Source organism: Halobacillus sp. H74 (assembly GCF_052246715.1).
Taxonomy (GTDB): domain Bacteria; phylum Bacillota; class Bacilli; order Bacillales; family Halobacillaceae; genus Halobacillus; species Halobacillus litoralis_A.
The window spans coordinates 90,104-103,805 of the sequence record NZ_JBQQCI010000008.1 but is presented as its reverse complement, the minus strand read 5'-3'; the positions used below and the strand labels follow the sequence as shown (position 1 = coordinate 103,805).

Here is a 13,702-nt window from a genome sequence, read left to right as displayed (position 1 = left end):
TATACTTGGATCTGAAAAAGTGAAATCACTGTCCTCCACCGCCACCATCGCCTGATGAAGCTGCAGCTGTTGCAGCTGACACTCCTGCTAAGGTCGCCACCTGCTGTGCTTGCATAATGGTTTCGAGCGTTGTGAATACCCCGGTTTTGATAGTGGTGGATTCCTGTAGTTGGTGACTGACTAGAATGTTAACAGCTACTTTCACATTCATGTCTTTCTGCCATTTGAACGGACCCTCCAGGTCTAATGCTTGCTTGAAGTCTTCGATTTTTCTTATTTGGTTTTCTTCATTTTCAAGAAATACGAGTAACCCAGATTCAGGATAAAGCATGCTTTTAAAGCTGACATCAGAAGCTTTGAGGGCTATAGAAGCGCTGATGGTACGTTCCACAAGTTCGTCTGCAGTGTGAGCTTCATCTAAGGAGAGCATATGACTTAGAAATTGGAGATGATTGCCCTTTCTAAAGCCATTTTGATCAAGCGAACGATAGATATGCTCCACTTGGCCAATGAGAGTTTCCGTTTCCACTTCTCGTTTTGACAGCAAAACGGCCAGCGGGTAATCATCGTTGGAGGTAAGAAACGGATGTTCTTTTTTCATTAACTGATGAATTTCAACTGCCCGTTGTACTTTCTCCTTGTATTCAGACTTCCTTGGATTATTTTGAATCATAGCGACAGCAGCGAGATATGTGAATTGAGAGCGATTGAAGCCGTAATGAATCATGGATTTATAAACATTCATCATTTCATTAAACGCCCCAAATGGATCCTCAAAGCTCGAGTCAAGCATGGCAGCTACTGAATACCTTAGTGGGGATTTTAGATACGAGAACAGACCTGCATCTTTTTTAATTGTTTCACAAAGCTTCACATATCGATGGATATCCAACTCCCGGTCACTAGTTACATAAACCGATGCCACCATCATCACTATCTTTTTATCCGTCCATCTCATCTCTTTTCTCAATTGCTCATATACTTCAATGTATGTGTCTTTTAATTGAGCAAGTTCCTTTGATAAAGTCATGACTTGTTCCTCCTTTTAAATGGTTGAATGTGTACTACTTTATACGAATGAATGGAGAAAACGTTTCTTATAAGATTAACACGACTGGTCTTACTTTTAATCATACACTCTGCTGGAATATAGCCGGGGATGGGTGAAAAGAGCAGAACCAGTTAAATATATTGAAACAGTGTCTTCAGGGTAAGCGGGTGGTAATATAATATTGCGTTATTAATTTCTTAGGAGGTATAACTTATGGAAGAAATTAAAACAAGGTCGCTCCCCCCTGAGTTAAGAACACTATTATCTGTTGCCACCTCTGAAAAGAATGTTGAGCGGGAATTTAATTTGTACAACGAATCCTCAGTAAGAAAACTGTATGGATCTACTATTGAGGGTCACCTTGTAGGCTGTATAGGAGTTGAATTCCTGGCTCCTGATCGTTGCGAAATAAAACATATTGCTGTTCTACCGCAGCATAGAAGCAGAGGGATAGGGAAGAAGATGATTAAATTCATCAGAGATAAGAATTCCCTATCTTTTATTTGCGCTGAGACAGATAGAGATGCTGTCCATTTTTATGAGAAATTCGGTTTTGATATTACCAGTTTGGGAGAAAAATATCCAGGTGGGGAGCGTTTTCAATGTGTTTTTAGTAACTGAATAAACGTTTGTTCTTGATAATGAACTTTTCATGAAGGCGCAATTTTTCAATTAGAGTGAGTAACCTGAAACAGGTCATTAATTAGCAGGGCGGTTCTCTAAAAGATGAGTCTCTCTTTTGTATGGTCGTTAACTTTAAACACATATGATAGGCTAATGTTATTACCAATCATTTCAAATATAAGGGAGCTTTTTATGTATAAGAACCTGGGCATCATCATGGTAATATCCTTACTTTTAGCTGGATGTTCCAATATTGATCCTGTTTCTATAGAGGGGAAAATATTCGAAGTGAATAAAGAGAAAAAGACGTTTGTCGTTCTAGTTGAAAATAATTTAACAGAACAACAAAAGGCGGACGATAAGAAAGATGAAGAGGCAATTGAAGCTTTTTCAGTTAACGTTGATAAAGGTATGGAAGTGAAGGGTGAAGTGAATTCATTCAATGATTTAGAGCAAGGGCAGAAAGTGGCTGTTGAAATTGAAGAGGAGTATGATAGTGAACTCGTTACAAAGGACACTTTGTTTAATAAACATAGTAATCTCCCTGTCTATGAACCATCATCGATCACAGTCACACCTTATTCCAAACAAGACGTTGTTCAGGAGCTGACAGTAGAAGAAGGGTATGGGCTCTATACTTTTAATCCCGAGGATAATGAAGAGGGGAAATATGATGCCACTCCCAGTTCTGTTGCAGCGAATTTTCCTTTTCATGAAATTCAGGTGATCTCTTCTGTCAGCGATGTTAAAAATACAGAAGAATTATTGGGGTTATTCGAAGATTCACCTACATATATAATTGCTGATGAAAAAGAGGTTGTTTTTAAATCGGACAATAAAAAAGAACTTAATGAATTCATTAAAACCTTAGAGAAACCAAATTGAACTTTTAATCAAAAATTGCATATAGAAGGAGTAGCTATGATTAAAGTAATCAGTTTTTTTATATACATGGCATTAGTGGTCAGTGCTTCAATTCTTGTATTTTTCTCGATAACTTCAATATGGGATACAAATGAACCCGGAATTATTTTTCTGTTATCTTTTATCTGTTGTCACCTATTATTAAGCAATTTTGGAAAAGTTGGTGAACGCAAAAACTAGGAAAGTCATTTGATCCCTTACGAAACGCTGCAAACGATCTTTTCGCTGCATTTCGGGATAATAAGATAGGAGCATTCTATGGAAAATTGGTTAATGGAAATTTTGAATGAATACGGGTACATAGGAATTTTACTTCTGATTGCTTTAGAAAATATTTTTCCTCCTATCCCTTCTGAAGTCATCCTGACCTTTGGTGGTTTTATGACTAATTCATCAGACTTGAGTATTGTCGGGGTTGTCATTTCATCTACATTAGGTTCAGTTATCGGGGCGATAGTTTTATACTCTATAGGTTTGCAGTTAGACGTAGAGCGACTGGAAAAAATCGTTGACAGATGGGGGCATGTCTTACGTTTATCAAAATCAGATATACACAAAGCTGATCAATGGTTCGATAAATTTGGTCCATGGACGGTTTTCTTTTGTCGCTTTGTTCCATTAATTCGAAGTCTGATCTCAGTCCCAGCAGGGATGTCTAACATGAATTTCGGTTTATTTCTGCTATTGACCTCTTTAGGGACATTCATCTGGAATATCGTTCTGGTAAACCTGGGTGCATCTGTTGGAGAATCCTGGGAAGACGTAGTACGCTACATGGAAGTGTACTCAAACATTATTTACATACTTCTTATTCTGCTAGTTATTCTTTTAGTTCTATTAGTATATAAAAAAAGGACTAAGTAAAATCAGGCTGTTTGCCGGGACATGGAGGAACTGATCCATTTGAATTAGAAGAAGATTATGGTTTTACAACCCTTGCAAAATGGATTTTCAAAGGAATACATAGTTTAGTAAATGGAACGTTTTATATCATGGGGCACTCCTGGGGAAAACTTTAGGTTCTGAGGTTTTCATAATAGAGTCCATGAAAAAAGCACTGAAAATAGAAAACACCCCCTTCCTGATTAAGTGAAAGGGAGTGCTTAAGTCATTAAGCTGCATCTATATCTTCTTTAGCTTCATTTGCTTTTGATTTCATGCCGATAAAGAATAAGATTCCTAGAATGATTAGGATGGAGGCAATAACTAACACGTTTGATTGGACAAGGTTGATCAGATTACCGAGGACAATTCCTACTAAACCAAAATCAGCATCTCCGAATGTGGTGCCTTGGAACCCTAGTGAGCCTAAAACCGGCAGCAACAGGGCTGGCAGAAAGCTGATCATGATACCGTTCGCCATGGAGCCGATGACGGCACCTCTCCGACCGCCAGTGGCATTTCCGAACACTCCGGCGGCTGCACCTGTGAAGAAGTGCGGGACAAGTCCCGGAACGATTACTTTCAGTCCTAATAATGGTAAGAAGAGCATGCTCACAAGACCGGCGATGAAGCTGAATAGAAAACCGATGATAACGGCGTTGCTCGCAAATGGGAAGATAGCTGGACAATCAAGGGCCGGCTTGGCATTCGGGACGATTTTATCAGCAATTCCTTTAAAGGCTGGGACGATTTCTCCAAGAAGCATGCGTACACCAGCTAAGATTATATAAACACCAGCAGCGAAAGTAAGACCCTGCATAAAGGCGAAGACCATGAAGTTCTGTCCACCGCTTAATTCTGATTCAACAAAAGATGGTCCAGCTACGCCTGCAACAACAAAGAACAGAATCACCATGGTCAAGGAGACGGAAACGGATGTGTCTCTGAGAAAGCTGAGTGATTTTGGCACTTTGATTTCCTCTGTCGATTTTGATCCTTTTCCGACAGCCTTACCGACCAGGGATGCTACGAGATAACCAATGGATCCGAAGTGGCCGACGGCAAAGTCATCAGAACCAGTGACTTTTCGTGTGAAAGGCTGAAGCATTGCTGGAGAAAGGACCATCAATGCCCCGAGAATCACCGAGCCAAATATGATCAAGGTTGCACCGGAAAATCCTCCTGTGCTTAAGATTACAGCGATTAAACAAGCCATGAACATGGTATGATGACCGGTTAAAAAGATATATTTAAAAGGGCTGAATCGAGCAAGCAGGATATTGACGATCATGCCGAACAGCATGATCATCGCAGTTTCTGTACCGAAGCTTTCCTGGGCAAGCGCGACGATCGCTTCATTGTTCGGGATGACTCCTTCGACAGCGAAGGCTTTGTCAAACATACTGCTGAATTGGCCCAGAGACTGGACGAGTACATTCGCCCCAGCCCCGAGGATTACAAAGCCCATCACCGTTTTAAGGGTTCCAGAAACGACATCTCCTGAATTTTTACGTTGCACAAGCAGCCCGACAAAGGCGAATAGACCGACCAGGATCGCGGGGGTGCCTAAGATATCCTTCATTATTAAATCAATCATAATATCGCTCCTTCGTTTTTAGTGGGCTTACAAATTTTGTTCTAAAGATTCACGGAGCTCATTTTTATCCATCAGGTTTTTCAACTTCACCACGTTTTTTTGACCATCTTCCAGACTATCGACAATATCTTCTGAACCTAAGAAGATATCCGCCTGTTCCGTCTTGGCGGTAGTTAGATCGGTGTGGGAAACGTCGGCCTCTTTCCCCAGTTCTTTAAGTGCTGCTTTCACGTTCATTTCTACAATCATGCTGCTGCCTAACCCATTACCACATACAACTAATACTTTTTTCATATTGAATTCCTCCTCAAATTTTATACTTCGACAGATTGGTTGATTACTTCAATCACGGTCTTCCGTTCATCCGCTGCAATCAGCCGCTCGACATTATCTTCATTCGATAGCATTTCCGTGAGCTGCGCTAAGGCTTTGAGATGGGTCTGGTTATCTATTGCTGCCAGTACAATCACTAACTGAGCACGGTGTTTTTCTTTTTCTGAAAAATAAACCGGTTCTTTCAATCGTAAGAAACTCATTCCCAGTCGTTCCACCCCTGACTCTGGGCGTGCATGAGGGATGGCGATTCCAGGTGCGATGACCACATAGGGGCCTAATTCATTTACGTTATCAATCATCGCCTGCACGTAATCCGTTTGAATCGATTCTTCATCGACCAGTGGCTGGGCGGCTAATTTGATAGCTTCCTGCCAACTGGACACTTGTTCTTCCAATTGGATGGTTTGTTCGGTTAGCAATTCATTGAGCATAGGCTTGTTGATCTCCTTTGTTCCGGGAGTATTTTGTTCAAAGAGGTGAACCAACTCCTGTTTTAATTCATTTTTCTGGTGAATCGTCGCATAGCGTTCGATAATATCCAGCAGGTGCTCCGTTGAGTTTTTTTCTGCCGGTTTGGATTCGAATAGGTCATTCATCTTCTGGATGACCTGCTCCTTTTCGATGTTCGTCAGGATGGCAGGAACGTGAATGACAGGTATATCTTTCGGTTTAATATAATTCGTTGAAAAAATCACATCTGCCTCGTATTCGTTCTTTTGATATTCCCTTATCGATAAGGTGGTGATGACATTCAGTCCGGCAATCAGGTTTTCTAATTGGGTGCGCAGCATATTGGAAGTCCCAATGCCATTTTCACAAATGATGATCGCGTTGAGCTTCGTTTCGACCTGCTTTTTCTCTTTGGTGAGCCAGCCTCCGAAATGTAAGGTGATGTAAGCAATTTCTTCATTAGGAATCGGCTTTCCGACATAAAGCTCAAGGTGCCTCATTACCCGTTTTGTTAAATGAAAAATGTCTGGGTATGTTTCTTGTATGGTGCAAGCTAAGTCATTCGCGATGTGTACGCCATACTTAAGCCGGTAATAGGTCGGCTTGATATGCGAAATCAGGTTTTCCTCAAGCCCATCCTTATCATCAAACACCACGCAGGAATACAATTGAAAATCATCAATCATCTGCTGCACGACTTCTTTCAGCCCGGCCAGTTCCTGTTCGGTATAGCGGCTGAAGTCATCGTGTTGAACTTTGGATCCTAAGAGGTTCATGGTAATGAAACAAATCTCATCTTTCGGGAATACAACTCCTCTTAAGGCTTCGAGCTTATTCGTAATCAGCAAGGAAGCATGGTAAGCTTCTGTCTGCTGGAGGACTTCTTTTTCTGCTTGTTGTACATGAATGTACTTTTGTAACTCGATACGTTTCATTATCATTAAAATCTGTAAGGAAAGAATCTCCATCATTTCATCGGTCAAGGTTAATCCTAGTTCCTTTTCTGCTTCCATGAGCAGTTGTCTCACCGAACGCCGCTGATCGGTTTCCTGTAATCGCGTATCGGCTTCTGGCAGGATCATCTTATGAATTTCGTTCCTGACGTTATGCCAGTCTGGCTGTGATAAAATCGTCGCTAGAATATCGGAAAGCATTGTTCTCTTTGCCTCTTCCGGACCACTCAATCGGTATCCTGACTGCTTCTGATAATACAAACTCAAGCCAGCTTTTTTGAATTCTTGTTTGATCGTTTTGATGACCTTGGCGACCGTCCCGCGGCTCATACTCGTCAGATCCATGAATTTCTGCATGGAGGAATCTTGCTCTTCTAGTAATATCTTTGCTTTTATCAAGACTTCTCGTTCCTGTTTAGATAATTGATATTGCCAATCTTCATAGCTTTGATCGTGGTAATCCAAGAGCTCTGATTTAGATGAAGGTGGCAAAATCAACCCTTTTCCATGCTTGCTTTGAATTGGTTCTAACTCCTGAGTCCTCAGCCAACTATTAATCTGGTCAATATCGTAATAGATAGTGCGTTGCGAGATTTTCATTTTGGTGACCAGATCTTTCGTTGGTATCGGCTCAGAGGATTGTTGAAGGATGGATAACAAGTGTGCACGTCTTTTATCCAGTACCATGAGGATCCTCCTTATGTTCATTCTTAAGGTGGTAATTTTTGCATAATTATACGTTTGTTAATTCGATGATCATCTTATGAACCTAGTATAAAGGGGAATTGAGCATTATGTAAGGGGTTTCAGTGTGTAGAGTTTGTATAAAATGATTTTGCAAAATTGAACAGTGGTGGAAAGTTTCAATTAGAAACAGGTTTTTGATATAGAGGAAGGGAATACCAAAATAAAGTCGCGGAAAACCGGGGTGTGAATGAAAGTGCCAGATTTCCTTAGCATTCGAATAATTATTAAAAGGAAACTTTGCAGACTTTTAGAAAAATATCCATCTTCTATTATAGCCAATGAAATGGCTCCGAATTAAAAGGTTACTGAAGAACTGCAACTTTCTAATTTATGCATCAAAGAAAAAAGCCGAGTAGGACGACTTTATCGTTCAACTGGGCTTTTTTCAATGGACAAGAAAAGAGAGTGATCTTCTTTTTTTAATCGAAGAAAATCACTCTTTTTTAGATGGTCCGCTGTTGATTCCACGAGGAGCGTTCGGTGGTGACGCCTGCGGGAACAGCGCGATCCGAAGATCCACTTGGTCAAGTGATCTTCTTGACCAAGTTAGCTGAGGCCGTGCCCGCGGCAAACATCCACCGACAAGCGATTCGTGTGAATCAACAACAAACTTTAACAGCTCCTCTAGATTGAAAAGGGTTTTTCAGTGACTTCGAATTAACTGAGCCATTTCGTGTTTGTTACATTTAATTGATATACATACCGACCCCAGGACCGAATGGGATGCCTAGAAGTGCGAAGGCAAGCAGCAATACGATCCATACACTTAAGAAGATGACGGCATATGGCAGCATGAGGGCGATCAATGTGCCAAGACCGGCTTTTTTATCGTATTCTTTCATAAACGCAAGTACGATAATGATATACGGGTTCATCGGGGTGATGATGTTCGTAGATGAATCCGCAATACGGTAAGCGGCCTGAATGAATGCCGGGTGATAATCTAATAGATAGAACATTTTCAAGAAAATCGGTGCTTCGAGCGCCCACTGGGCTGAGCCACTGAAAATGAACATGTTCATCACGGCTGTTAAAAGAACGAAGCCAATGACGACAGGGAGGCCGGTCATTTCGATGGATCCCAGGAAGTTGGCACCGCTGACGGCAATCCATGTGCCGATGTTCGTCCAATCGAAGTAAGCGATGAACTGGGCTGCAGCGAAGATCAGGACAATAAACCCGGACATTTCTTTCATGGCTTCACCCATGAACCCGGAAATATCACGTGTGGAAGTGATTTTTTTGACGGTAACTCCATAAGCGACACCGATGGTAATGAAGAATAAAAGAATGATAGGAACAATTCCGCTTAAGAAGGGTGATGGGATCATTCCACCTTCTTCGTTTCGTAATGCTGAACCAGGGATAGCTATTGCAATGATAAGAAGGGCGATAAATCCGAGTGCTGCGAGTACGGCGTTTCTAAAGCCGCGTTTTTCCAGTTTTGTACTTGCTTCTAATTCCGAACCGCCTTCTCCTTCGTATTTTCCTAAACGGGGCTCGACGATTTTTTCAGTAATTAATGCACCTGTGATAGAGAGGACGACAACAGAAACAATCATGAAGTACCAGTTGTCGACAGGAGTAACGACGATGTTTGAGTCAAGGCTTTCCATGACTTCAGTAGAGATTCCGGAAAGCAAAGCATCTGTACCTGCTATGATGATGTTGGCTGTGAAACCAGATCCGACACCAGCAAAACCAGCAGCCAGTCCGGCTAGCGGGTGGCGACCGAGTGTATAGAAGACCATTGCGGCGAGTGGAGGAACGATAACGAATGCTGCATCTGAGGCTAAGTTACCTAGGATACCCACGAAAATAACGGCATAGGTAATCAAGGATTTCGGTGCTTTCAAAATTGTGCTCTTAATGGCTGTTTCCAATAACCCGACTTTGTTGGCTAAACCAATACCAAGCATCATTGCCAACACAAGGCCGAGCGGTTTGAAGCCGGTGAAATTTTCGAGCATCGAAGTGAGGATGTACTGCAGTCCTTCTCCGGAAACTAAGCTTTTAATCGGAATTTCTTCTCCAGTACCGGGCTGGGTTGTCGTGACTCCGAAGAGCGAAATGATCCAGGAACCTACGATAGTAAAGACGGCCAGATAAACAAATAGCATAAATGGGTCAGGAAGCTTATTACCAACCTTTTCTACGCCATTTAACAGCTTGGAAAATCCTTTGGTTTTATTTTTTGAGCTTTGCTTGCTCATAGTGATCATCCTTTCTATATTTAGGGAAATTTCCTTAATTATTCCGTAAAAGGTATGGAGGGAGAGGAGGAGCTACTCCTCCGTGACGAAGCCGTATACTTTTCTTGGTCTCCCTCTTTCGCCGGATTGCTGTTCACCAGCTTGTTCGACGATGCCTACCCGTTCTAATTCAGTTAAAATCCGTCTTCCGTTACGTTCCGTGCTTTTCAGCCAACGGGACAAATCCTGGGATGAAAAATGTTCGCGGTGGTACAGTTTGGAGTAGGAAATCAGTTTTGAGATGACGCCTGGACTGAGATTCGCTTCTGTCATTTTGTTTTGCAAAGCATGACCGATTTCGGTCGTATGGTAACTTAATGTTTTTTGTTGCTGTTTCAGTGAGATGGACTGATCTTCATCTACAATCAGGAGTAGAGGTTCCTGTTCTTCTTTGATGTGTCGGAAACCGATTCTTACATGGTTTTCAGCCTGGGAGACTGTTTCCCCAAAACCGATGGATACGCGAGCGGTTAAATTGGTTTGAAGCCGGATGTCTTCAATAAGAGTGAAAAGGTCTGCTTCAGATTCATCACTTAACTCGCCGCGGGTCGTGAAGATGAAAAACAGGCCATCTCCGAGCTGCATAACGGAGCCGTTTGTTTTTTCGGCAATGGAAAGGAGCTGGCGGCGGACATCGAGTTCTTGATATTTCGTCTTGAACGAGTAATAATTTTCTTCAGAGTGAGAAGCGTTCATTTCGACACGGCAGCCGATGATCGCTACTTGTGAATTACGAAAATGCTTGGATTGGGCTCGTTCTTCTAAAAATTGTATGACCATCTTGATGGACAAATAAGAAGGGGTGACACGGAAAACGGGAATATTTTTCGCTTTCAATTCTTTATAAACGGTCTTGATGGATGTAATGACGACTTCTATCTTACCCTGTTCATACAACTGACTGTGAAAAGCGGTCAGTTCATCTGTATGCCGTACTTTTTCAAAGGGAAAGTTTTCATATTCCAGAGCATCCAATTGGTAGTAGGACAAAATCTTATCGAATTCCTCATTCGCGATCGTATCGATACTCACTTTTCGGTAGACTTGATTAGCCGCAAGCTGAGCTTCTAACAAAATCCCGAAAAAACTGGATCCGTGGAGGGGCGGATAGGCACACTCTTCTTCTGTGATCAGGTGGTTTTCCATCGCATAGGTGTGGTTGAGCACCCCTGAGAAAAACCATTGATCGACCTCGTGCCTGTGATCTCTCAAAATGTCTGTTACGTCGGATAACTTTTCATACGTATGTGGGAAGAATGTGATCTGATCGAATTCTTCTGCCACATACATGATTTGTTCTACGGAATCTTTCGGTCCGATGACTCCGATTTTTGTTTTCATTTGTGCTCACTCGTTTCGTGCTCGATATAGGCGGCCAATACATCCGTCCCTTTATTTAAATCTTCAATGGAAGCATACTCTTTCGGATGATGGCTGATTCCATCACGGCAAGGGATGAAAATGAGTCCTGATGGCCACCTGGCAGCCATGTTCATAACATCGTGTCCGGCACCACTGTCCATAGAATGGGCACGATACCCGGAGTTCTCCGTCAGTTGCAGAAGTTTTTCATGAATAGAGGAATCCAGATGAACGGAATCATTGTCGACGAGTGTGTGGACATGAACAGTAAAGTCCTTGGAATCATTCATGTTCTCGCAATAGGTGCGGAACTGCTCAGCAAGACCTCTTTTCAGCTCATCATCGACACTGCGGATATCGATCCCCAATTGAACTTCTCCTGGAATGACGTTCATGACGTTAGGAGAGAGGTGAACAGTACTGACCGTTGCTACGACAGGTGTGGATTGAACTTCATTCAGCCTGCGGGCTTGCTCCTCTACATATGTGATCAGAGGGGCGGCTGCGACAAATGCATCAGCACGATTGTTCATCGGTGTGGTCCCTGTGTGATTGGCCATTCCTTTGACAGTGACTTGCAGCCGGATCGGGCAGGCAACTCCGCGTACGATGCCGATTTCTGCACCATTGTCTTCAATTTGCGTCCCTTGTTCAATATGCAATTCAAGGAAGCTTTCCAAGTCCTCAGTGGTTTTTTCAGCTTGTTCAATTGCCTCCCACGATAGACCATAGGATTCGACGGCTTCTTTAATGGAAATTCCGTCAACATCGACGACACGGGCCAGTTCATCTTTTTCAATCATACCTGCCGTTGCCTTGCTTCCTACTGTAGAAACGCCAAAGCGGGCTGATTCTTCTGATGCAAAACAGACAATGTCGATGTTTTTCTTCGGCTGGAAGCCTTTGTCTTTCAAACGTTTTACAGCTGCTAGCGCTGTCAGTACACCGGCAGCGCCATCATAACCTCCGCCGGCACTGACTGTATCGAGGTGAGAGCCAAGGGCTATCGTCGGTGCGTCTTGTTGATCAGCTTGCCACCTTGCCCAAAGATTACCGGCTACATCTTGAGTTACCTCAAGGTTCAGTTCCTGAGCTACGTTTCGAAATGCATCGTGGGCTTGTTTTTCTTCTTCGGTATAACTGAGCCTGGTAAATCCGTTTTCTTCATCCATATGTTCGGTTACATTCAGTTGTAATAGTTTTTCTTCTAACCATTGCTTCATTAGGAACTTCCTCCTCTTAGAACGTGTGCATAGGCAGCCAGTGCTACTGGTATGACTTCCTCCTCAAAATCGAAGGCAGGGGAGTGGTGATTGGATGGAAGATGCGTGCCGAACAACATGTAAGTCGCCTTTCCGCCATTTGCCTGTACTGCGTTCATCATAAAACTGGCATCCTCTGACCCTGAAACATAGGCGACTGGATCGATGTGGTTCACCCATGCACTTTGTTGACATTGTTCTTGAATCAATGGAATAAGAGCACGGTCACAGGTCATTTTTTCTGTCTCTCCGACAAATTCGATGTCGACCTTGACGTCATACATCGAAGCGGAGGACTGGATGATGCGTTTAGCTTCCTTTTGCATGAATTCATTGATCGCTTTTGTTTGGCCGCGGGTTTCGATTTCTAAATAGCCGGAATCTGCAATGATGTTCCTGCCGTTTCCAGCCACCAGTTTTCCTACATTCACCCTGCTTACGCCTTCGCTGTGCCGGGGAATTGCATGGAGTTGAGTAGCGGTTGTGGCAGCAGCAAGCAATGCGTTACGGCCATCTTCCGGTTTCATGCCTGCATGGGACGACTGGCCGCTGAAGGTCACGTTCCATTTTGCAGAAGCGAGAAATCCTTCCGTGCTGGCGGCAATTGTGCCGACAGGGAGGGAATTGATGCCTATGTGTCCGGAATAAAATTGATCGACGCCTTCTAACCAGCCTTTGTCCACCATCGCCTTGGCTCCTCGGCCGCCTTCTTCTGCCGGTTGAAACAGGAGAGTGAACGTCCCTGTCAGCTGGCTTTGAAAATGGGCGATCAGATGAGCTAGTCCAAGGCCGATGGTCGTGTGTCCATCATGGCCACAGGCGTGCATGATCCCGTTTTGATTGGATTGGAAGTGATCTGCGTGCGGCTTATGATTGGTTTCGTTTGATTCCAAAATAGGCAGGGCATCGATGTCGAACCGGAAAGCGAGATGAGGGCCTTCTCTGCCGGTATCCCACTTAGCGACAACACCGGTATGGCTGCCTTGCATCGCATCGATCCAATCTTCGGGTACACCATTTTCTAAAGCTTGTCTTTCTGATTCTTGGATCTCGTGTTCGAGAGGTACACCATAGCGGGAGTCGCTTTGGACGGCCTCTTTTCCAACATGGATGGTAAATCCAAGCTCTTCTAACTCTTTTGCCACCTTGTAAGTGGTTTTATATTCCAGGAAACCGAGTTCCGGCTGTTGGTGGAGCTCACGACGCCATGTTCGTAACTGTGGTTCCAATTTCTGAATAAAAGAATCGAATGCGTCTATCAT

At 43.1% G+C, this 13,702-nt stretch carries 12 protein-coding genes; 4 read left to right on the top strand and 8 right to left on the bottom strand.

Going from position 1 to position 13,702, the window contains the following annotated elements; genetic code table 11:
* Nucleotides 1–25: 25 nt before the first annotated feature.
* Nucleotides 26–1,030 (bottom strand): DUF4003 family protein, encoded by a 1,005-nt coding sequence (locus ACTWPX_RS17285; protein WP_443120811.1) that lies wholly within the window; start codon nucleotides 1,028–1,030, stop codon nucleotides 26–28.
* Nucleotides 1,031–1,264: 234 nt separating this feature from the next.
* Between ACTWPX_RS17285 and ACTWPX_RS17280 the strand changes: the two genes are divergently transcribed.
* The 3 genes from ACTWPX_RS17280 (at nucleotide 1,265) to ACTWPX_RS17270 (ending at nucleotide 3,463) form a co-directional block, all read left to right on the top strand.
* On the top strand, nucleotides 1,265–1,672 hold the full coding sequence (locus ACTWPX_RS17280; protein WP_443120810.1) for a GNAT family N-acetyltransferase: 408 nt from the start codon (nucleotides 1,265–1,267) through the stop codon (nucleotides 1,670–1,672).
* Nucleotides 1,673–1,867: 195 nt separating this feature from the next.
* Nucleotides 1,868–2,560 carry a hypothetical protein gene (locus ACTWPX_RS17275; protein ID WP_443120809.1) on the top strand — a complete coding sequence of 231 codons (693 nt, stop codon included), beginning with the start codon at nucleotides 1,868–1,870 and terminating at the stop codon, nucleotides 2,558–2,560.
* Between the two features lie 297 nt (nucleotides 2,561–2,857).
* The gene (locus ACTWPX_RS17270; RefSeq protein ID WP_443120808.1) at nucleotides 2,858–3,463 is read left to right on the top strand and encodes a DedA family protein; all 606 of its coding nucleotides are present in this window, start codon (nucleotides 2,858–2,860) and stop codon (nucleotides 3,461–3,463) included.
* Between the two features lie 247 nt (nucleotides 3,464–3,710).
* Here ACTWPX_RS17270 and ACTWPX_RS17265 read toward each other — a convergent pair whose 3' ends face one another.
* From ACTWPX_RS17265 to ACTWPX_RS17255, 3 genes are read right to left on the bottom strand one after another with little or no spacing between them, the layout of a single operon-like run.
* Nucleotides 3,711–5,078: a PTS ascorbate transporter subunit IIC gene (locus ACTWPX_RS17265; protein WP_443120807.1), complete on the bottom strand. Its 1,368-nt coding sequence runs from the start codon at nucleotides 5,076–5,078 to the stop codon at nucleotides 3,711–3,713.
* Nucleotides 5,079–5,105: 27 nt separating this feature from the next.
* Nucleotides 5,106–5,372: a PTS sugar transporter subunit IIB gene (locus tag ACTWPX_RS17260; protein WP_128523169.1), complete on the bottom strand. Its 267-nt coding sequence runs from the start codon at nucleotides 5,370–5,372 to the stop codon at nucleotides 5,106–5,108.
* A gap of 20 nt (nucleotides 5,373–5,392) precedes the next feature.
* Nucleotides 5,393–7,504, bottom strand: a complete 2,112-nt coding sequence (locus ACTWPX_RS17255; RefSeq protein WP_443120806.1) for a BglG family transcription antiterminator — start codon at nucleotides 7,502–7,504, stop codon at nucleotides 5,393–5,395.
* A gap of 540 nt (nucleotides 7,505–8,044) precedes the next feature.
* Here ACTWPX_RS17255 and ACTWPX_RS17250 point away from each other — a divergent pair.
* Complete coding sequence (locus tag ACTWPX_RS17250; protein WP_443120805.1) at nucleotides 8,045–8,197, top strand: hypothetical protein; 153 nt, start codon at nucleotides 8,045–8,047, stop codon at nucleotides 8,195–8,197.
* Between the two features lie 53 nt (nucleotides 8,198–8,250).
* Here the strand turns inward: ACTWPX_RS17250 and ACTWPX_RS17245 are convergent, their stop codons facing one another.
* From ACTWPX_RS17245 to ACTWPX_RS17230, 4 genes are all read right to left on the bottom strand, one after another.
* Nucleotides 8,251–9,777, bottom strand: coding sequence for an AbgT family transporter (locus ACTWPX_RS17245; RefSeq protein ID WP_128523165.1), 1,527 nt, complete (start codon nucleotides 9,775–9,777; stop codon nucleotides 8,251–8,253).
* 72 nt (nucleotides 9,778–9,849) lie between these two features.
* Entirely contained in the window at nucleotides 9,850–11,157 is a 1,308-nt protein-coding gene (locus ACTWPX_RS17240; RefSeq protein WP_443120804.1) for a hypothetical protein, read from the bottom strand.
* Nucleotides 11,154–12,401, bottom strand: a complete 1,248-nt coding sequence (locus tag ACTWPX_RS17235) for a M20 family metallo-hydrolase (RefSeq protein ID WP_443120803.1) — start codon at nucleotides 12,399–12,401, stop codon at nucleotides 11,154–11,156. The genes ACTWPX_RS17240 and ACTWPX_RS17235 overlap by 4 nt, the downstream gene beginning before the upstream one ends.
* Nucleotides 12,401–13,702 (bottom strand): amidohydrolase, encoded by a 1,302-nt coding sequence (locus ACTWPX_RS17230; protein ID WP_443120802.1) that lies wholly within the window; start codon nucleotides 13,700–13,702, stop codon nucleotides 12,401–12,403. Before ACTWPX_RS17230 ends, ACTWPX_RS17235 begins: the two co-directional genes overlap by 1 nt.